The 17,253-nt window shown below is 72.3% G+C and carries 18 protein-coding genes and 3 tRNA genes; 6 read left to right on the top strand and 15 right to left on the bottom strand.

Annotated elements, in window-relative coordinates; genetic code table 11:
- Window positions 1–63 precede the first annotated feature (63 nt).
- The 3 genes from rpmG to E0F75_RS16645 form a co-directional block, all read right to left on the bottom strand.
- Window positions 64–228, bottom strand: coding sequence for a 50S ribosomal protein L33 (rpmG, locus tag E0F75_RS16655; protein WP_006604855.1), 165 nt, complete (start codon window positions 226–228; stop codon window positions 64–66).
- An 86-nt stretch (window positions 229–314) separates the two neighbouring features.
- A tRNA-Met gene (locus E0F75_RS16650) sits at window positions 315–387 on the bottom strand.
- A 43-nt stretch (window positions 388–430) separates the two neighbouring features.
- Window positions 431–503: transfer RNA gene (locus E0F75_RS16645), tRNA-Thr, on the bottom strand.
- 207 nt (window positions 504–710) lie between these two features.
- On the opposite strand from E0F75_RS16645, the gene E0F75_RS16640 reads away from it, so the two are divergent.
- On the top strand, window positions 711–1,991 hold the full coding sequence (locus tag E0F75_RS16640; RefSeq protein ID WP_187623318.1) for an amidohydrolase family protein: 1,281 nt from the start codon (window positions 711–713) through the stop codon (window positions 1,989–1,991).
- A 2-nt stretch (window positions 1,992–1,993) separates the two neighbouring features.
- Window positions 1,994–2,650 (top strand): NAD(P)H-binding protein, encoded by a 657-nt coding sequence (locus E0F75_RS16635; RefSeq protein WP_187623317.1) that lies wholly within the window; start codon window positions 1,994–1,996, stop codon window positions 2,648–2,650.
- A 70-nt stretch (window positions 2,651–2,720) separates the two neighbouring features.
- On the opposite strand, the gene E0F75_RS16630 is transcribed toward E0F75_RS16635, so the two are convergent.
- Window positions 2,721–2,802: transfer RNA gene (locus E0F75_RS16630), tRNA-Tyr, on the bottom strand.
- A gap of 170 nt (window positions 2,803–2,972) precedes the next feature.
- On the opposite strand from E0F75_RS16630, the gene E0F75_RS16625 reads away from it, so the two are divergent.
- The 4 genes from E0F75_RS16625 to E0F75_RS16610 all read left to right on the top strand — a co-directional run bounded on the left by E0F75_RS16625 (window position 2,973) and on the right by E0F75_RS16610 (window position 5,993).
- A complete protein-coding gene (locus tag E0F75_RS16625; RefSeq protein WP_187623316.1) occupies window positions 2,973–3,464 on the top strand; it encodes a YajQ family cyclic di-GMP-binding protein in 492 nt (163 codons plus the stop codon).
- A 104-nt stretch (window positions 3,465–3,568) separates the two neighbouring features.
- The gene (locus E0F75_RS16620) at window positions 3,569–4,066 is read left to right on the top strand and encodes a methylated-DNA--[protein]-cysteine S-methyltransferase (protein ID WP_187623315.1); all 498 of its coding nucleotides are present in this window, start codon (window positions 3,569–3,571) and stop codon (window positions 4,064–4,066) included.
- Window positions 4,063–4,725: an alpha-ketoglutarate-dependent dioxygenase AlkB gene (locus E0F75_RS16615; protein WP_187623314.1), complete on the top strand. Its 663-nt coding sequence runs from the start codon at window positions 4,063–4,065 to the stop codon at window positions 4,723–4,725. Before E0F75_RS16620 ends, E0F75_RS16615 begins: the two co-directional genes overlap by 4 nt.
- 29 nt (window positions 4,726–4,754) lie before the next feature.
- Complete coding sequence (locus tag E0F75_RS16610) at window positions 4,755–5,993, top strand: APC family permease (protein WP_187623313.1); 1,239 nt, start codon at window positions 4,755–4,757, stop codon at window positions 5,991–5,993.
- Here the strand turns inward: E0F75_RS16610 and E0F75_RS16605 are convergent.
- The 11 genes from E0F75_RS16605 to E0F75_RS16555 form a co-directional block, all read right to left on the bottom strand.
- A complete protein-coding gene (locus tag E0F75_RS16605; RefSeq protein ID WP_187623312.1) occupies window positions 5,959–6,972 on the bottom strand; it encodes a hypothetical protein in 1,014 nt (337 codons plus the stop codon). The two genes, E0F75_RS16610 and E0F75_RS16605, sit on opposite strands and share 35 nt — an antisense overlap.
- Window positions 6,972–7,370 (bottom strand): YccF domain-containing protein, encoded by a 399-nt coding sequence (locus tag E0F75_RS16600; protein WP_187623311.1) that lies wholly within the window; start codon window positions 7,368–7,370, stop codon window positions 6,972–6,974. Before E0F75_RS16600 ends, E0F75_RS16605 begins: the two co-directional genes overlap by 1 nt.
- Window positions 7,367–8,230, bottom strand: a complete 864-nt coding sequence (gene htpX / locus E0F75_RS16595; RefSeq protein ID WP_187623310.1) for a zinc metalloprotease HtpX — start codon at window positions 8,228–8,230, stop codon at window positions 7,367–7,369. Before htpX ends, E0F75_RS16600 begins: the two co-directional genes overlap by 4 nt.
- A 186-nt stretch (window positions 8,231–8,416) precedes the next feature.
- The gene (gene mscL / locus E0F75_RS16590) at window positions 8,417–8,872 is read right to left on the bottom strand and encodes a large conductance mechanosensitive channel protein MscL (RefSeq protein ID WP_187623309.1); all 456 of its coding nucleotides are present in this window, start codon (window positions 8,870–8,872) and stop codon (window positions 8,417–8,419) included.
- 35 nt (window positions 8,873–8,907) lie between these two features.
- Window positions 8,908–10,446 (bottom strand): NADH-quinone oxidoreductase subunit N, encoded by a 1,539-nt coding sequence (locus tag E0F75_RS16585; RefSeq protein WP_187623308.1) that lies wholly within the window; start codon window positions 10,444–10,446, stop codon window positions 8,908–8,910.
- Window positions 10,443–11,996 (bottom strand): NuoM family protein, encoded by a 1,554-nt coding sequence (locus E0F75_RS16580; protein ID WP_187623536.1) that lies wholly within the window; start codon window positions 11,994–11,996, stop codon window positions 10,443–10,445. The genes E0F75_RS16585 and E0F75_RS16580 overlap by 4 nt, the downstream gene beginning before the upstream one ends.
- A gap of 27 nt (window positions 11,997–12,023) precedes the next feature.
- Complete coding sequence (locus tag E0F75_RS16575; protein ID WP_187623307.1) at window positions 12,024–14,015, bottom strand: NADH-quinone oxidoreductase subunit L; 1,992 nt, start codon at window positions 14,013–14,015, stop codon at window positions 12,024–12,026.
- Entirely contained in the window at window positions 14,012–14,401 is a 390-nt protein-coding gene (gene nuoK, locus E0F75_RS16570; protein ID WP_187623306.1) for an NADH-quinone oxidoreductase subunit NuoK, read from the bottom strand. Before nuoK ends, E0F75_RS16575 begins: the two co-directional genes overlap by 4 nt.
- Complete coding sequence (locus E0F75_RS16565; RefSeq protein ID WP_187623535.1) at window positions 14,401–14,946, bottom strand: NADH-quinone oxidoreductase subunit J; 546 nt, start codon at window positions 14,944–14,946, stop codon at window positions 14,401–14,403. Before E0F75_RS16565 ends, nuoK begins: the two co-directional genes overlap by 1 nt.
- 59 nt (window positions 14,947–15,005) lie before the next feature.
- Window positions 15,006–15,608 carry an NADH-quinone oxidoreductase subunit I gene (locus E0F75_RS16560; RefSeq protein ID WP_187623305.1) on the bottom strand — a complete coding sequence of 201 codons (603 nt, stop codon included), beginning with the start codon at window positions 15,606–15,608 and terminating at the stop codon, window positions 15,006–15,008.
- Entirely contained in the window at window positions 15,608–16,576 is a 969-nt protein-coding gene (locus E0F75_RS16555; RefSeq protein WP_187623304.1) for a complex I subunit 1 family protein, read from the bottom strand. Before E0F75_RS16555 ends, E0F75_RS16560 begins: the two co-directional genes overlap by 1 nt.
- Between the last annotated feature and the right edge of the window lie 677 nt (window positions 16,577–17,253).

The raw sequence follows: 17,253 nt of genomic DNA, 5'->3' as shown, positions 1-17,253 counted from the left end.
TTTGTTGCCGACAAACGACACGAGGCCGCCCCCGAGTGGGGACGGCCTCGTGTACGAGCCTGATTAGCGCGTCTCGCGGTGCGCAGTGTGCGAGTTGCAGCGGGGGCAGTGCTTCTTCATCTCAAGACGGTCCGGGTCGTTACGCCGGTTCTTCTTGGTGATGTAGTTCCGCTCCTTGCACTCCACGCAGGCCAGCGTGATCTTCGGGCGGACGTCGGTGGCAGCCACGTGAGTGCTCCTTGGACGGATGGGACGGATGAACGCATAAAAGAGTAGCCGATCGAAGGACCGACCCCACAATCGGCTACCGTGTGTAGCGGTGACCGGACTTGAACCGGTGACACAGCGATTATGAGCCGCTTGCTCTACCGACTGAGCTACACCGCTTTGATGATCCGGATCCCGTCCGAAGACGGGTCCTTCTCACCAGAGCCCCAATACGGAATCGAACCGTAGACCTTCTCCTTACCATGGAGACGCTCTACCGACTGAGCTATTGGGGCGAGCGAGGAAGACATTACACGGTCTCCGGCCCATCACCCAAATCCGTTTCGCGGCGCCCTCGCGACCGCCCTCACCAGGCGTCCCGTACGCCACTCGTGGCCTCATCGGTACGACTATTGCGCTCCTCCTCGAAGCTCGGTCCGAGCGCCCCTAGGCTCTGCCCCACGCTTCGTGATCTTGATCTTGAGGAGCCTTGAGGAGCCCCGATGTCAGCCGAAAGCAAGCAGCCCCAGCCGCCCGAGGACGGGGCCGCCACGACGGCCGACTCGACCTCGCTCCTGCTCTCCCACGCACGGCTCACCGACGGACGGACCGTGGACGTACGGCTCGTCGGCGGCCGGATCGAGGCGGTCGGCACGGCCGGCAGCCTCACCGCCGTGGGCGCGCGCGTGGACCTCGCCGGCTATCTGCTGCTGCCCGCCGCCGCCGAACCCCACGCCCACTCCGACACCGCGCTCTCCGCGGACTCCCCCGGGCCCGTCTCGTACGCCGCCGAGGAGGTGCAGCGCCGGGCCACCGAGGCGGCGCTGCTCCAGCTCGGCCACGGCGCGACCGCGCAGCGCGCGCACGTCCGGATCGGCGACGTCCACGGGCTCGGCCCGCTCGAAGCCGTCCTCCAGGCCCGGCGCTCCCTGCGCGGCCTCGTGGACCTCACCGCGGTCGCGGTGCCGAGGCTGCTCACCGGGGTGGCCGGCGCGGACGGTCTCGCGCTGCTGCGGGACGCGGTGAAGATGGGCGCCGGGGTGGTGGGCGGCTGCCCGGACCTCGACCCGGACCCGGCGGGGTACGTGGAGGCGGTCCTGGAGGTCGCGGCCGAGCACGGCGTGCCGGTCGACCTGCACACCGACGGGGACGACCCGGCCCGGCTCGCCCGGCTCGCGGCGATGGCCGGCGGGCTGCGGCCCGGCGTGACGATCGGACCGTGCGCGGGCCTCGGCCGGCTCCCCTCCGACGTGGCGCGGCGGGCGGCGGACGGGCTCGCGGCGGCCGGCGTGACCGTGGTGTGCCTGCCGCAGGGCGGCTGCGCGGGTACGGAGCTGCGCGGCGCGGCGCCGGTACGGCTGCTGCGGGCGGCCGGGGTGCGGGTCGCGGCGGGCAGCGGGGCGATGCGGGACGTGGCCAACCCGGTGGGGCGCGGCGATCCGCTGGAGGCGGCGTACCTCCTCGCCTCGCTCGGAGGGCTGCCGGCGGAGGAGGCGTACGCGGCGGTGAGCGCCGAGGCGCGGGCGGCGATGGGGCTGCCGGAGGTGCGGGTCGAGGCAGGCTTCCCGGCGGAGCTGCTCGCGGTGCGCGGCGAGCGCCTGTCGGGCGTGCTGTCCCTCGCGTACAGCCGGATCGTGGTGCACCGGGGGCGGGTGGTGGCCCGGACGAGCGCGGTGCGCGAGTACTGCGACTCGGCGGCGGCGCTCGACCTGCCCCGCCAGGCACGTCCGGAGCGGCCGCCCGAGCCGGGAAGCCCTCCGGCCGGTCCCGTCGTACGGTCGTGAGTATGCGCATCGTCATCGCTGGAGGACACGGACAGATCGCCCGGCGCCTGGAGAGGCTGCTCTCGGCGCACGGGCACGAGGTCGCGGGGATCATCCGCAGACCGGAACAGGCCGGCGACCTGCGGGACGCGGGGGCCGAGCCCGTCGTCCTCGATCTGGAGTCGGCGTCGGTCGAGATGGTCGCCGCCGTGCTCCAGGGCGCCGACGCGGCCGTCTTCGCGGCCGGCGCGGGCCCGGGCAGCGGCGCGGACCGCAAGGACACGGTGGACCGCGCGGCGGCGGTCCTGTTCGCCGACGCGGCCGAACGCGCGCGTGTACGCCGGTACATCGTCGTGTCGTCGATGGGCGCGGACGCCACGCACACGGGCGACGGGGTCTTCGACGTCTACCTGCGCGCCAAGGGCGCGGCCGACGACGAGGTCCGTTCCCGTACGGCCCTGGACTGGACGATCCTGCGCCCCGGCAGCCTCACGAACGACGCGGGCACCGGCCTGGTCCGCCTGGAGGCCCGCACGGGCCGCGGCCCGGTCTCCCGCGACGACGTGGCGGCGACGATCGCCGAACTCCTGGACACCCCGGCGACGGCCGGCCTGACCCTGGAACTGATCGCGGGCTCGACCCCGCTCTCGGTCGCGGTGAAGGACGTGGCCGGAAACTGACGGGTCCGGCACCACTCCCGGAAACGAAGGAAGGTCCCCGGTGCAAGCACCGGGGACCTTCCGTTTCGCGTGGCGACGCCAGGATTCGAACCTGGGTAGGCTAAGCCGACGGATTTACAGTCCGCTCCCATTGGCCACTCGGGCACATCGCCATGAGACTGCTGCCGTGGAGCCGCTTTTCGGCGGTGTTCCGTGGCAACGACGTAAACGATACCTGATCCCAGAGGGTGGTTCGCCACCGGATTGATCAGCGGTTCGGGCCGTGACTCACCCCCTAGGCTTTGGGCTGTACCCCCAGCATCCGAGCAAGGAGCCACGAGTCATGGCCGACTCCAGTTTCGACATCGTGTCCAAGGTCGAGCGGCAGGAGGTCGACAACGCCCTCAACCAGGCCGTGAAGGAGATCTCGCAGCGCTACGACTTCAAGGGAACCAACGCCTCGATCTCGTGGTCGGGCGAGAAGATCCTCATGCAGGCCAACGGCGAGGAGCGCGTCATGGCGATCCTCGACATCTTCCAGACCAAGCTGATCAAGCGGGGCATCTCGCTGAAGTCGCTGGACGTCGAGGGCGAGCCGCAGCTGTCCGGCAAGGAGTACAAGCTCTTCGCGTCGGTCACCGAGGGCATCTCCCAGGAGAACGCCAAGAAGGTCGCGAAGGCCATCCGCGACGAGGGCCCCAAGGGCGTCAAGGCGCAGGTCCAGGGTGACGAGCTGCGGGTCAGCTCGAAGAGCCGGGACGACCTGCAGGCCGTGCAGACGCTGCTCAAGGGCAAGGACTTCGACTTCGCGATCCAGTTCGTGAACTACCGCTGACCTCGTAACGGGTCGTGAGGCTCGTGTCCGAATACCGCCAGCCCGAGGCGCGGCGGGCCCCGCACACTGGACGTGGAAGACCCGTGCGGGGAGAGGAACCAGCCATGACCGTGTACGCGTACGTCGACGGCCCCCTGGGCGAGATGCTGCTTGTCGGACAGCTCGCCGAAGGGGGCCGTGCCGTGCTGCGCTCGCTGTCCCTGCCGGGGCAGAAGGGCGCCGTCGAGGTCGAGGACGGGTGGACCCTGGCGCCCGAGGCCTTCGCCGAGGTCGCCGGGCAGCTCGGCGAGTACTTCGCCGGCCGGCGCGACCGGTTCGACCTGCCGCTCGACAGCGACGCCGGGACCGAGTTCCAGCGGCGCGTCTGGCGGGCCCTGGAGGAGATCCCGTACGGCACGACCGTCTCGTACGGGGAGATCGCCCGGCGGGTCGGCTCCCCCGGCGCCGGTGTACGGGCCGTGGGGACCGCGATCGGGCGCAATCCGCTGCTCGTGGTGCGGCCCTGCCACCGGGTGATCGGGGCCGACGGCAGTCTGCGCGGGTACGCCGCGGGGCTCGACCGCAAGGAGCGGCTCCTCGGCCTGGAGGGAGCTCCGGTGTGACCGAGGGGCTGTTTCCCCGCGCGCGGGCCACGATCGCGCCCGGCGCGGTACACGTGCCCGCGTGGCTCCCGCTCGCGCGGCAGCGGGAGTTGGTCGACGTCTGCCGGGAGTGGGGGCGGGGGCCCGTGCCGTACCGGCAGACCGTGCTGCCCGGTGGCGGGGTCATGTCGGTGCGGTCGCTGTGCCTGGGCCGGCAATGGGTGCCGTATCGCTATCTCGACTCCTTCGGGGTTCCGCTGCCCGACTGGCTCGTGAGCCTGGGCCGGGAGGCGCTCGTCGAGGCCTACGGGGACGACGGCGGATTCACTCCCGACACCGCGCTCGTGAACTTCTACGCGCCGGGGGCGCGGATGGGCATGCACCAGGACCGCGAGGAGCGTTCGGGCGCGCCGGTGGTGTCCCTGAGCCTCGGTGACCGATGCGTGTTCCGCTTCGGCAACGAGGAGGGCCGGGGACGGCCGTACCAGGACGTCGAGCTGGTCTCCGGTGATCTGTTCGTGTTCGGCGGGGCTTCGCGGTGGGTCCATCACGGGGTGCCGAAGGTCCGGCCGGGGACGGCCGATCCCGCACTCGGGCTTGCCGGGCGACTCAACATCACCTTGAGGGAGACGGGGCTCCAGGGCGACGAGGCGCGGGCCGGAGCCGCGAGCCCGGCCTGATCGGCAGGACACCCCCTAGGCTGCGGCGCATGAGTGCTGAGCTGCGCCGGTCCCTCGGTGTCTTCGACGCGGTCGTGATCGGGCTCGGCGCCATGGTCGGGGCCGGGATCTTCGTCGCGCTCGGGCCCGCCACGGCGGCCGCCGGGTCCGGGGGCGGGCTGCTCCTCGCGCTCGGGATCGCCGCCGTCGTCGCGTACTGCAACGCCATGGCCTCGGCTCGGCTCGCGGCCCGGTACCCCAGTTCGGGCGGCACCTATGTGTACGGTCGCGAATGCCTCGGATCCTTCTGGGGGTACCTCGCCGGCTGGGCGTTCGTGGTCGGCAAGACGGCCTCCTGCGCGGCCATGGCACTGACCGTCGGCGCGTACGTGTGGCCGGAGCACGCACACCTGGTGGCGGTGGCCGCCGTCGTGGCCCTGACAGCCGTCAACTACCGGGGAGTTCAGAAGTCGACGCTGCTCTCACGGGTGATCGTGGGGCTCGTTCTCGCAGTCCTCGTCGCGGTCGTCGCGGTCGGCCTCCGGGCCGGCGGGACGACCCCGCTCTCCCTCGGCGCGGAGCTCACCACCGGCGGGGTGCTGCAGGCCGCGGGTTTGCTCTTCTTCGCATTCGCGGGGTACGCGCGCATCGCCACGCTCGGCGAGGAGGTCCGCGAACCGGCCCAAACGATCCCCCGGGCCGTGCCCCTCGCGCTGGGCATCGCGCTCGCCGTCTACGCGCTCGTCGCGGTCAGCGTGCTCACCGTCCTCGGCCCCGAGGCCCTCGCCGCCTCCCCCGCGCCGCTGACGGACACCGCCCGGGCGGCGGGCGCGGCATGGCTGGTGCCGGTGGTCGCGGTGGGCGCGGCCGTCGCGGCCCTCGGCTCGCTGCTCTCGCTGATCCTCGGGGTGTCCCGTACGACCCTCGCGATGGCCAGGGACGCCTATCTGCCGACCGCGCTCGCGGCCGTCCACCCCCGCTTCCGGGTACCGCACCGGGCCGAGCTCGCGGTGGGCGCGGTGGTCGCCGTCGTCGCGGCGACGGCGGACGTGCGGGGCGCGATCGGCTTCTCGTCCTTCGGGGTGCTCGTCTACTACGGCATCGCGAACGCCTCCGCCTGGACCCTGGAACCCGCCCGCCGGCCGCTCGCCGCGCTCGGGCTCGCCGGGTGCGCGGCGCTCGCCTTCGCGCTGCCGCTCGGCGCCGTCCTCGCGGGGTCCGGAGTGGTCGCCGCGGGCGTGGTGGCGTGGGCGATCAGTCGAGGACGAGCCGTACCCCCGCCTTCCTGAGGGCGTCGGCCAGCTCCTGGAAGGTCGCGGGACGCTGTCCGAGCCACGGCTGGACGCCCAGGCAGGCGCGGGCCACGTCGGCCCGGTGCCAGACGAGCGTGATGCCCGCCCACTCCTCCCCGAACACCCCGGCCTCGGCACCGGGCCCCCGGCCGGGGCCGTACACGGCCTCCCCGAGGGCGCACAGGAAGGAGACCTCGTCGACGACATCCGTCCCGTCGAGGTCGTACGTGCCCCCCGGGGTGATCTCCGGCGCGCCGTGCGGCCGGCGGGCGGCCTGCCTCAGCCACTCGCCGCGCGCCGCGCCGGTGAACCGCCGCCAGGTGCCGGGCTCGGCGGGCCTGCCGCCGAAGAACAGGTCCCAGACCTCGCGGGTCTGAGGCGGCACGAGCCGCGCGCGGGGGAAGGCCACGGTCAGGTCGACCAGGCCGCGGTGGCCGGCCGCGGTGTCCCAGCCGGTGATGCGGCCCGCCTCGCCGCCGTGGTGCAGATCCCCCGCCCAGGCCAGGACGTGGTAGTCGACCGTCCCGAACTCCTCCGCCCCGGCGGCCAGCGCGTCCCGCAGCGCCCCGCGCGGGGAGCAGCCGAGGAAGGTGACCTCGGTGTGGGTGACCTCCGGCGGCGGCTCGGGCGAGACCCGTATCAGATTGGCGCAGCGGGCCGGGTGCGAGCCGTGGGCCCGGCGGCGCGGGCCGCCCGTCGTCTCGACGGTCACGGCGTCTCCGCGCGCGCCGAGGACGCGGACCCCTTCGAGGCGCCACAGGCCGTCGGGAACCTCCACGTCCAGCGTGCCGAGCGGTGCCGTGCCCTCCACGAGCGCCTCGGTGACGGCCCTGGCCAGCTCCCCGCGCGGCTCGCAGCCGCGGAGCTCGTAGCGCACGGGCGGCACCGGTACGGGCTCCCCGTACAGGCCGTCGACGTCCTTGCAGAGGGCGACGGCGTACGAGCCGGAGAGGAGCGCGTATCGGGGGTTCTGCACTAGCGGGCCGCGTATCCGTACGCCTGCTCCGTGGGGACGATCTCCTTGCCGAGCGGCAGCAGCGACACCGGGATCATCTTGAAGTTCGCGATGCCGAGCGGGATGCCGATGATCGTGATGCAGAGGGCGATGCCGGTGGTGATGTGACCGAGGGCGAGCCACCAGCCGGCCAGGATCAGCCACAGGACGTTGCCCACGCAGGAGGGCGCGCCCGCGTCGCGGCGGTCCACGACCGTGTACCCGAAGGGCCACAGCGCGTAGATCCCGATGCGGAACGCGGCGAGTCCGAAGGGGATGCCGATGATCGTGATGCAGAGCAGGACGCCCGCGAGCATGTAGCCCAGGAACATCCAGAATCCGCAGAGGATCAGCCAGATGATGTTGAGGATCGTCTTCACGGGCGTCGACCTGCCATCTGTTCGAGCCGGGCGATCCGCTCGGCCATCGGCGGGTGGGTGGAGAACATCTTGGACACGCCCTTTCCGGGCCCGAACGGGTTCGCGATCATCATGTGGCTCGCGGTCTCGATCCGGGGCTCGGCGGGCAGCGGCAGCTGCTTGGTACCGGCGTCCAGCTTCCGCAGGGCGCTGGCCAGGGCGAGCGGGTCGCCGGTGAGCTGGGCCCCGGAGGCGTCGGCCTCGTACTCGCGGGAGCGGGAGATGGCGAGCTGGATGATCGAGGCGGCGATCGGGCCGAGGATGAGGACCAGGAGATAGCCGAGGATGCCCGGTCCGTCGTCGTCGCTGGAGCGGCCGACCGGGATCAGCCACGCGAAGTTGACCAGGAACATGATCACGGAGGCGAGCGCTCCGGCGACCGAGGAGATGAGGATGTCCCGGTTGTAGACATGGCTCAGCTCGTGACCGATGACCCCGCGCAGCTCGCGCTCGTCGAGGATCGCGAGGATGCCCTCGGTGCAGCACACCGCCGCGTTCCGCGGGTTGCGGCCGGTCGCGAAGGCGTTGGGTGCCTGGGTCGGGGAGATGTAGAGCCGCGGCATGGGCTGACGCGCCTGCGTGGAGAGCTCCCGCACCATCTTGTAGAGCGCGGGGGCCTCGAACTCGCTGACCGGACGGGCCCGCATGGCCCGCAGCGCCAGCTTGTCGCTGTTCCAGTACGCGTACGCGTTGGTGCCGAGCGCCACGAAGAGCGCGACGATCAGTCCCGTACGGCCGAAGAAGCTGCCGATGACGATGATGAGGGCGGAGAGCCCTCCGAGGAGTACGGCGGTCCTCAGCCCGTTGTGCCGGCGGTGCACGGTACGCCCTCCAAGTGGTGCGGCAGGGGAACCCTTTGCTTCGTGGTCATATCCACTCGTCCAGTGGACCCTTCCGTACTGGTCAACGCCAGGCGGGAGGTTCGGGTTCCCCCGGCCGCACCGGGGGCGCAGGTGGCGGGGTGTGGGCCGTTCGGGTGATCGGCGGGGAGGGCCGGCGGGAGGCGGTCAGCGGGCCGCCGGGATCCCGAGCTTCTCCAGGGTGGTGGCGATGGGCTCGACCTCGCTGGTGCAGTGGGCGCAGCGGGAGGCGATGGCCGGGATCTCCGTGAAGCAGCGGGGGCAGTCGCGCTTCTCGGACTTCGGGTCGGCCGCCTCCTCCTTCGCGAACCGCTCCTGGACCTTCGCCAGCGGGGCGACGATCAGGAAGTACAGGACCGCGGCGGTGATGACGAAGGCTATGGCGGCGGAGATGGCGAGACCGTAGGGGAAGACGGTCTTGCCGACGTGGAACTGCGCGTCGTTGAAGTTGCCGACGGAGCCGGTCGCGAGACCGATGAGCGGGGTGATGAAGGCCTTGCTGAAGCCGGTGACGACGGCCGTGAACGCCGTTCCGACGGCCAGACCGATGGCCATCGAGATGACGTTCCCGCGAAGTATGAAGTCCTTGAATCCGTTCAGCACGGTGTTTCTCGCTCCTGGTGTTGCGTGGTGGGGGGTCAGAACAGGCTGTTCGCCGCGAAGCGGAGCGCGATCTGCGGGTAGCCCGACAGGACGACTCCGGCTGCGGCGGTCAGCACGATCGCCAGGGTGATCGGCGCGGGGACCGTGTGGGGGACGGGGGTCCCGGCAGACGCCTGCCGCACCGCTCCCTCCGGCGTGCGGAACAGCAGTGCCGTCCAGCGGAGGTAGTAGTACAGCCCGATCACGACGTTGACGCCCATGATCACGGCCAGCCAGCCGAGTCCCGCGTCGACGGCCGCCGAGAAGACGGTCACCTTGGCGAAGAGGCCGATGATACCCGGGGGCAAACCGGCCAGATTCAGGAGGAAGAAGGCGAGCGCGAGGGCGGCGGCGGGGCTCGTCGCGTACAGGCCCCGGTAGTCCGCGATCCGGTTCTCGGGGTGCCGGCGGGCGACGAGCGCGACGACCGCGAACGCGCCGAGGTTCACCACGGCGTACATCAGGGCGTACGCGACGGTGGCGCCGATCTGGTCGTCACTGGAGTACGCGGCGGCCGCGATCGGCACGAGCAGGTAGCCGGCCTGGGCGACGGAGGACCAGGCGAGCAGCCGGACCGCGCTCCACGCGCGCGTGGGCAGCTGCCGGAGGGCGGCGACGTTGCCGACGGTCATGGTCAGCGCGGCGAGGACGGCGAGCGCCGGGCCCCACACATCGGCGTACGAGGGGAAGGCGACGACCGTCACCAGGATGAGCCCGGTGAAGCCGACGGCCTTGCCGACCACCGACAGGTAGGCGGCTACGGGCAGCGGGGCGCCGACGTAGGTGTCCGGCACCCAGAAGTGGAAGGGGACGGCGGCCGTCTTGAAGGCGAAGCCGACGAGGGTGAGGGCCACGCCCGCCTCGGCGAGCGTCTGGAGCCGGCCGGGGACGTCGTCGAGTGACTGGGCGAGCTCCGTGAGGTGGAGGGTGCCGGTCGCCGCGTACACGAAGCTGACGCCGAGCAGGGTGACGGCGGTCGCGGTCACGGACGACAGGAAGAACTTGAGCGCGGCCTCGCCGGACATGCGGTCGCCGCGCTTGAGGCCGACGAGCGCGAAGGCGGGCAGCGAGGCCACCTCGAGGGCGACGACCAGGGTCGCGAGGTCCCGCGAGGCGGGCAGCAGGGCGGCTCCGGCGGCCGAGGAGAGCAGCAGGAACCAGTACTCGCCGGCCGGGAGCCTCTCGCGGGTCTCGGTGAGGGAGAGCAGCGCCGTCACGAGCGCGCCGCCGAGCACGAGCAGCTGGATGACCAGGGTGAAGTGGTCGGCCGTGTAGCTGCACGCGCCGACCTGGGTGTCCGCGCCGAGGCAGAAGGTGGAGCGGTCGCCGGCCCGCAGGGGGACGAGGAGGGCGAGGGCGGCGACGAGGCCGGCGATCGCGGTCCAGCCGAGGAGCCGCTTGCGCTCCTCGGGGACGAACAGGTCGGCGACGAGCACGACGAGGGCGACCACGGCCGTGAGGGTGGGGGGCGCGATCGTGAGCCAGTCGACGGACTGGACGAGCGACTCGCCGGCGAACGCCGTCACTGGGGTCATCGGGTGCCTCCGGCGAGGAGCTTCTGGACGGCTGGGTCGGTGAGTCCGAGGAGGACCGCGGGCCAGAGGCCGGCGAGGACGGTGAGGGCGACGAGCGGGGTCCAGGCGGCGAACTCGTACCCCTGGACGTCGGCGATCGGCGTCTCCCCGGCGGGGCGGGGGCCGCCCATGCAGACGCGACGGACGACGAGCAGGAGGTACGCGGCGGTGAGGAGGGTGCCGAAGGCGCCGATCGCCATGAAGGTGAGGAAGGCGGGGCGGCTGAGGCCCTCGGCGGGCTCGAAGGCGCCGAACAGGGCCAGCATCTCGCCCCAGAAGCCGGCCAGGCCGGGCAGGCCGAGGGAGGCGACGGCGGCGAAGGCGAGGAGGGCGCCGAGCCGCGGGGCGCGGCCGTAGAGGGCGGCGCCGGTGGCCCCGGCGAGGGTGTCGAGGTCGGCGGTGCCGTACCGGTCCTTGACCGCGCCGACCAGGAAGAACAGCAGGCCGGTGACGAGGCCGTGGGCGACGTTGGCGAAGAGCGCGCCGTTGACCCCGGTGGGGGTCATGGTGGCGATGCCGAGGAGCACGAAGCCCATGTGGCCGACGGAGGAGTACGCGATGAGGCGCTTGAGGTCGCCCTTGTTGCCGGGCCGCACGAGGGCGAGGCAGGCGAGCGATCCGTAGATGATCCCGGCGACGGCGAAGGCGGCCAGGTAGGGGGCGAGGATCCGCATGCCGTCGGGGGCGATCGGCAGGACGATCCGGACGAAGCCGTACGTGCCCATCTTGAGCAGGACGCCGGCGAGGAGGACCGAGCCGACCGTCGGGGCGGCGGTGTGGGCGTCCGGGAGCCAGCTGTGCAGCGGCCACATCGGGGTCTTCACCGCGAGCCCGACGCCGATCGCGAGAACGGCGATGACCTGCACGGACGTGGTCAGTCCACGGCCGTTGTCAGTGGCCAGTGCCACCATGTCGAACGTGCCCGCCTTCACACCGATGAGGAGCAGGCCGAGCAGCATGACGACGGAGCCGAGCAGCGTGTAGAGGATGAACTTCCAGGCCGCGGCCTGCTTGCCCTCGCCGCCCCAGCGGGCGATGAGGAAGTACATCGGGATGAGGACCATCTCGAAGGCCAGGAAGAACAGGACCAGGTCGAGGACGGCGAACGTGGCGAGGGTGCCGGACTCCAGGACGAGGAGCAGCGCGACGAAGCCCTTGGGGGAAGGGCCGCTCGGCATCTTGAAGGAGGAGTACAGCGCGCAGAGGAAGCTCAGGAGCGCGGTCAGGACCAGGAGGGGGAGGGAAATGCCGTCGACACCGAGGTGGATCCGCACGTCGAGTGCGGGGATCCAGCTGATGTCCGTCGTGGCCTGCATCCTCGACGGCTGGTCGTGGTCGAAGCCGAGCGCGAGGACGATCGCGGCAAGCAGGATCACACCGGTGACGGTGACGCCGTGGCGGAGCACGGCCTGGTCCGGGGACTTCCCCTTCAGCCCCGGCGGGGCGGGGAGAAGGGCGGCGGCCGCGCCGAGGAGCGGTCCGGCGACGATCAACGCCAGAAGGAACTGCATCACGGATTCGCTGATATCGATCACGGCTCACGCTCCGGCGGCGGCGTTGGCGAGGGCGACGGCGACGATCGCCAGGACGACGGAGCCGGCGAGCAGGGCGCTGAGGTAGGTCTGCACGTTGCCGGTCTGGGCGCGGCGGACGAGCCAGCCGAGCCCCTTGGCGGAGGTGCCCGCGGCGCGGACGTAGGTGTCGACGACCTCGCGGTCCAGGAACCGGACCAGGGAGGCGGCGGCGAGGACGGGGCGGACGAACGCCGTCCGGTAGACGGCGTCCAGGTGGAAGCCGTCGGCGGCGGGACCGTGCAGCGGGCCGAGGAGGGCGCGGCCGGGGTCGGCCGGGTCCTCGGCGGGGTGCGGCAGGTGCAGCGCCTCGGCCTCGACGAGACCGGCGTCGGCGTCCGGGTGGGCCACGTGCGGGGCGGGCGCCTGGGCGGCGGCCGTCACCGGGGTCCTGGCGGCGAGGGTGCGCCAGACCGCGTACGTGATCACGGCGCCGGCGGCGGCGAGGCCGGTGCCGAGGACGGCCGTGGTGACGGTCGGGGTGAGGGCGTTCCCGTCGAACCAGTCGTCGAGGTACGTGACGGTCAGGCCGAAGCCCAGGGACGGGATCGCGAGCACCCACAGGACGGAGGTCATGGCGATCGGCTGGCGACCGTGGTCCGGAGCCTCGGCGCCTCGGCCGCGGAAGGTCCGCAGCCAGAGGCGGAGCGCGTACGCGGCGGTGAGGAAGGCGGTCAGCAGCCCGGCGACGAGGACGGTCCAGCCGGCCCCTGCGGGGGCGACGGTCCGGTCCCCGAGCGCGGTGTGCTCGGCGGCCACCAGGACGGCCTCCTTGGAGAAGAAGCCGGCGAAGGGCGGGATCGCGGCGAGCGCGAGCAGGGCGACGGTCATCGTCCAGTACGCGTCCGGGATGCGCTTCGCGAGGCCGCTCATCCGGGACATGGCGGTCAGCGAGTTCGTACCGGCGGCGTGGATGACGGTGCCGGCGGCGAGGAAGAGCAGGGCCTTGAAGGCGCCGTGCGAGAGGAGGTGGAAGACGGCGGACCCGCGGTCGCCGACGGCCAGGGCGCCGGCCATGTAGCCGAGCTGACCGATCGTCGAGTAGGCGAGGACCCGCTTGATGTCGTCCTGGGCGAGCGCGGCGAGCGCCGAGCCGACCATCGTGATCGCGGCCATCACGGCGAGCACCGTCATCGCGGCGGCGGAGGCGGCGAAGACGGGCAGCAGCCGGGCCGTGAAGTAGATGCCGGCGGCGACCATCGTCGCCGCGTGGATGAGCGCGGAGACGGGGGTGGGGCCGGCCATGGCGTCCGGGAGCCAGGTGTGCAGCGGGAACTGGGCCGACTTGCCCGCCACACCGGCGAGCAGCAGCAGCGCGATCACGGTGGGGTGGTCGAGCTCGCCGCGCGCGACCGCGCCGAGGACGCCGGTGATCCGGAACGTGCCCGCGTCGGTGGCGAGCGCGAAGAGACCGATGAGGAAGGGGACGTCACCGAGCTTGGTGACGAGGAAGGCCTTCAGGGAGGCGGCCCGCGCTTCGGGCGTCTCCCAGTAGTGGCCGACGAGGAAGTACGAGCAGATGCCCATGATCTCCCAGCCGACCAGGAGCACCATCAGGTCGCCGGAGTAGACGACGAGCAGCATCGCGGAGGTGAAGAGGGAGACGAGCGCGGCGTACGAGGGGTAGCGCGGGTCCTCGCGGAGGTAGCCGGTCGAGTAGATCTGCACACAGGTGGCGACGACGCCGACGAGGACGGCGACGAGGGCCGCGAAGCCGTCGATGTGCAGCGCCAGGTCGATGGGGACCGAGCCGGTGGGGGTGAGCTGGGTCGAGGCGTCGATCGCCTTCCCGCCGCCCTGCCGCACGGCGACGACCACGGCCAGGACCGCGGCGGCGACGGTGGGCAGCACGGCCAGCGGGCGGACGTAGCCGGGGGCGGTGCGGCCGAGCAGGAGTCCGGCGACGGAGCCGAGGAAGGGGAGGAGGGGGACGAGGACCGCGAGGGTCGTGGTGGTCACGCGGTGGCCTCGGCCTTCTCGCCGGTGGGCGTGTCGTCGGTGGTCGTGCCGAACTCGGCCGCGGTGTCCCAGGGCTGCGGCGGCTCCGCCGTGTCACGGAGCCGGTCGATGTCCGAGGTGCCCTTGTTGCGGTGGACCATCAGGACGATCGCGAGCCCGATGCCGATCTCCGCGGCGGCGATGGCGATGGTGAAGAGGGTGAGGGCCTGACCGGCGTGGAGGGTGTCGCGGAGCCAGACGTCGAAGGCGACCAGGTTGAGGTTGACGGCGTTGAGCATCAGCTCGACGGACATCAGGACCAGGATCGCGTTGCGGCGGGCGAGGACGCCGTACACGCCGATGGCGAAGAGGAGGGCGGCGAGGACGGCCGGGTAGGCGAGGTGCATCAGCGCTGCTCCTCCTTCTTCCTGCGGGAGAGCACGATGGCGCCGACCAGGGCGGCAAGGAGAAGCACGGACAGCGCCTCGAACGGCAGCACCCAGTGCCGGAAGAGGGTCTCGCCGGACACCTCGGTGGAGCCCTGCACGGCTCCGTCGAGGTCGATCCAGGTCGTACGGAACGCGTCGACGACCACCCAGACGAGCGCGCCCGCGGCGGCGAGCGCGACGGCCGCGGCGACCGGTCTGTTGCGGGAGTCGGCGTCCGGTGAGTGGCCGATGGGGGCCTTGGTGAGCATGAGCCCGAAGAGAAGGAGGACGACGACGGAACCGACGTAGATCAGGACCTGGACCCAGGCGATGAACTCGGCCGTCAGGAGCAGGTACTCGACGGCGAGACCGCCGAGCGCCACGACCAGCCAGAGCGCGGCGTGGACGAGCTGGCGGGTGGTGACGGTGACGAGGGCGGCGCCGAGGGTGACGAGGCCGACGAGGAGGAAGGCGATCTCGACGCCGGTGGGCGAGAGGAAGCCGTGGGTCTGCTGGTCCAGCACGGGCTGCTGGGCGGCCTGCTGAGCAGCTTGCCGGGCGACTTGCTGAGCTGCGGCGAGGATCACGACTGGTCCCCCTCGGCCTCGGCCTGGGCTGCGGCCTCGGCCTCGGCCTGGGCTGCGGCGGCGGCCTTCTCGGCTGCCTTGCGGGCGGCCGCGATCTCCTTCGGCTCCTCCGCGCACGGGTCGAGGGCGGGCGGTTCGGGAACCGTCCACATCCACTCGCGGAGCTTGTCGCGCTCGTGGGTCAGCTCGTGGATGTCGGTCTCCGCGTACTCGAACTCGGGCGACCAGAACAGCGCGTCGAACGGGCACACCTCGATGCAGATACCGCAGTACATGCAGAGGGAGAAGTCGATGGCGAAGCGGTCGAGGACGTTCCGGCTGCGCTCGCGGCCACCGGGGGCGGCCGCCGGCACCGTCTCCTTGTGGGAGTCGATGTAGATGCACCAGTCGGGGCACTCACGGGCGCAGAGCATGCAGACCGTGCAGTTCTCCTCGAACAGCCCGATGACCCCGCGGGTGCGGGGCGGCAGCTCGGGCTGGACGTCCGGGTACTGCGCGGTGACGGTTTTCCTCGTCATCGTGCGGAGAGTGACGGCGAGGCCCTTGGCGAGGCCCGAGCCGGGGATGCCGGGCCGGGAGGGAGGGAGAAGAGGGGCCATTACTGGATCGCCACCTTCACGATGCCGGTGAGCGCGATCTGCGCGAGCGCGAGCGGGACGAGGGTCGTCCAGGCGAGCTTCTGGAGCTGGTCCTCGCGGAGACGCGGGTAGCTGACCCGCAGCCAGATCACGACGAACGCGAGGACGGCGGTCTTGAGCAGGGTCCACACCCAGCCGAGACCGTCGCCGCCGAAGGGGCCGTGCCAGCCGCCGAGGAACAGGACGGTGGTGAGGCCGCACAGGACGACGATGCCGGCGTACTCGGCGAGCAGGAACAGCGCGAAACGGAGACCGGTGTACTCGGTGTACGCGCCGAAGATGATCTCCGAGTCGGCGACGGGCATGTCGAACGGGGGCCGCTGGAGCTCGGCGAGACCCGCCACGAAGAACACCAGGGCGCCGACGATCTGCCAGGGCACCCACCACCACTCGAAGGCGTTGAGGATGCCGGGCAGCGAGACGGTGCCGGCGGCCATCGCGACGGAGGCGGCGGCGAGCAGCATGGGGAGCTCGTACGCGAGGAGCTGGGCGGCGGTACGGAGCCCGCCGAGCAGCGAGAACTTGTTCGCGGACGCCCAGCCGGCCATCAGACTGCCGAGGACGCCGACGCCCATCACGGCCAGCACGAAGAAGATGCCGGCGTCGACGACCTGCCCGACGGCGCCCTCGCTCGGACCGATCGGGATCGCGACGAGAACGAGGAGGTACGGGAGGAGGGCGACGGCCGGCGCGATCTGGAAGACCCGCCGGTCGGCGTCCTTGGGGACGATGTCCTCCTTCTGCGCGAACTTCACCCCGTCGGCGACGAGCTGCGCCCAGCCGTGGAAACCACCGGCGTACATGGGGCCGAGGCGGCCCTGCATGTGGGCCATGACCTTGTGCTCGGTCTGGCCGACGACGAGCGGCAGGACGAGGAAGACGGCGAAGACGACGAGAAGCCGGAGGGCGACGTCGAGTACGTCGTTCACGCGGGATCGCCTCCGGCGGAAGTGGTGGGGCCGCTAGGGCCGGTGGGGTCTGTGGGACCGGTGGGACCGGTGGGACCAGTGGGACCGGTGGGACCGGTGGGACCGGTGGGACCGGTGGGACCGGTGGGACCGGTGGGACCGGTGGGACCGGTGGGGCCGGTGGGGCCGGTGGGGCCGGTGGGGCCGTCCTTCGGCGCGGGCTCGACCTTGGGCTCCGGCTCGGGCACCTCCGGGGCCTCCGGCTTGGACGCGGGCTCAGCCTCAGGCGCGGGCTCGGCCTCAGGCACAGGCTCGGGCGCAGGCTCGGCCTTGGGCTCAGGCGCGGGCTCGGCCTCAGGCGCAGGCTCGGCCTTGGGCTCGGGCTCGGCCTCAGGCGCAGGCTCGGCCTTGGGCTCGGGCGCCTCCTCGCCGAAGGCCGGGCGGGCGTGGTGCCAGGGAGCGTCCGAGCTGCGGGTACGCGGGGGTGCGGCCTCCGCGCGTGGCGCGGGGCCGTCCGGGGTCGACCGGCTCGCGGAGCCGTCGGCAGCCGAACGGGTCCGGCGCGGCGGGCGGTCCGCCGCAGGCAGGGTGTCGGCCGGCTGCTCAGGGGTCGGCGCCGTCTGGCTTGCCGAACCGTCCGCCGCCGAGCGGGTCCGGCGCGGCGGGCGTGCCGCCGCAGGCGGGGTGTCCGCCCCAGG

This window comes from Streptomyces sp. CB02980, assembly GCF_014451325.2.
In the GTDB taxonomy this organism is placed as follows: domain Bacteria; phylum Actinomycetota; class Actinomycetes; order Streptomycetales; family Streptomycetaceae; genus Streptomyces.
The sequence above is the reverse complement of the archived record's forward strand: the minus strand, read 5'-3'. Positions and strand labels throughout refer to the sequence as shown.

Bases quoted from the DNA above. Each gene is read 5' to 3' on its own strand.
- E0F75_RS16640 (WP_187623318.1), top strand. From the start codon at position 711: ATGTCAGCCGAAAGCAAGCAGCCCCAGCCGCCCGAGGACGGGGCCGCC.
- E0F75_RS16635 (WP_187623317.1), top strand. From the start codon at position 1,994: ATGCGCATCGTCATCGCTGGAGGACACGGACAGATCGCCCGGCGCCTG.
- E0F75_RS16625 (WP_187623316.1), top strand. From the start codon at position 2,973: ATGGCCGACTCCAGTTTCGACATCGTGTCCAAGGTCGAGCGGCAGGAG.
- E0F75_RS16620 (WP_187623315.1), top strand. From the start codon at position 3,569: ATGACCGTGTACGCGTACGTCGACGGCCCCCTGGGCGAGATGCTGCTT.
- E0F75_RS16610 (WP_187623313.1), top strand. From the start codon at position 4,755: ATGAGTGCTGAGCTGCGCCGGTCCCTCGGTGTCTTCGACGCGGTCGTG.
- E0F75_RS16585 (WP_187623308.1), bottom strand. From the start codon at position 10,446: ATGACCCCAGTGACGGCGTTCGCCGGCGAGTCGCTCGTCCAGTCCGTC.
- E0F75_RS16580 (WP_187623536.1), bottom strand. From the start codon at position 11,996: ATGCAGTTCCTTCTGGCGTTGATCGTCGCCGGACCGCTCCTCGGCGCG.
- nuoK (WP_187623306.1), bottom strand. From the start codon at position 14,401: ATGCACCTCGCCTACCCGGCCGTCCTCGCCGCCCTCCTCTTCGCCATC.
- E0F75_RS16560 (WP_187623305.1), bottom strand. From the start codon at position 15,608: ATGGCCCCTCTTCTCCCTCCCTCCCGGCCCGGCATCCCCGGCTCGGGC.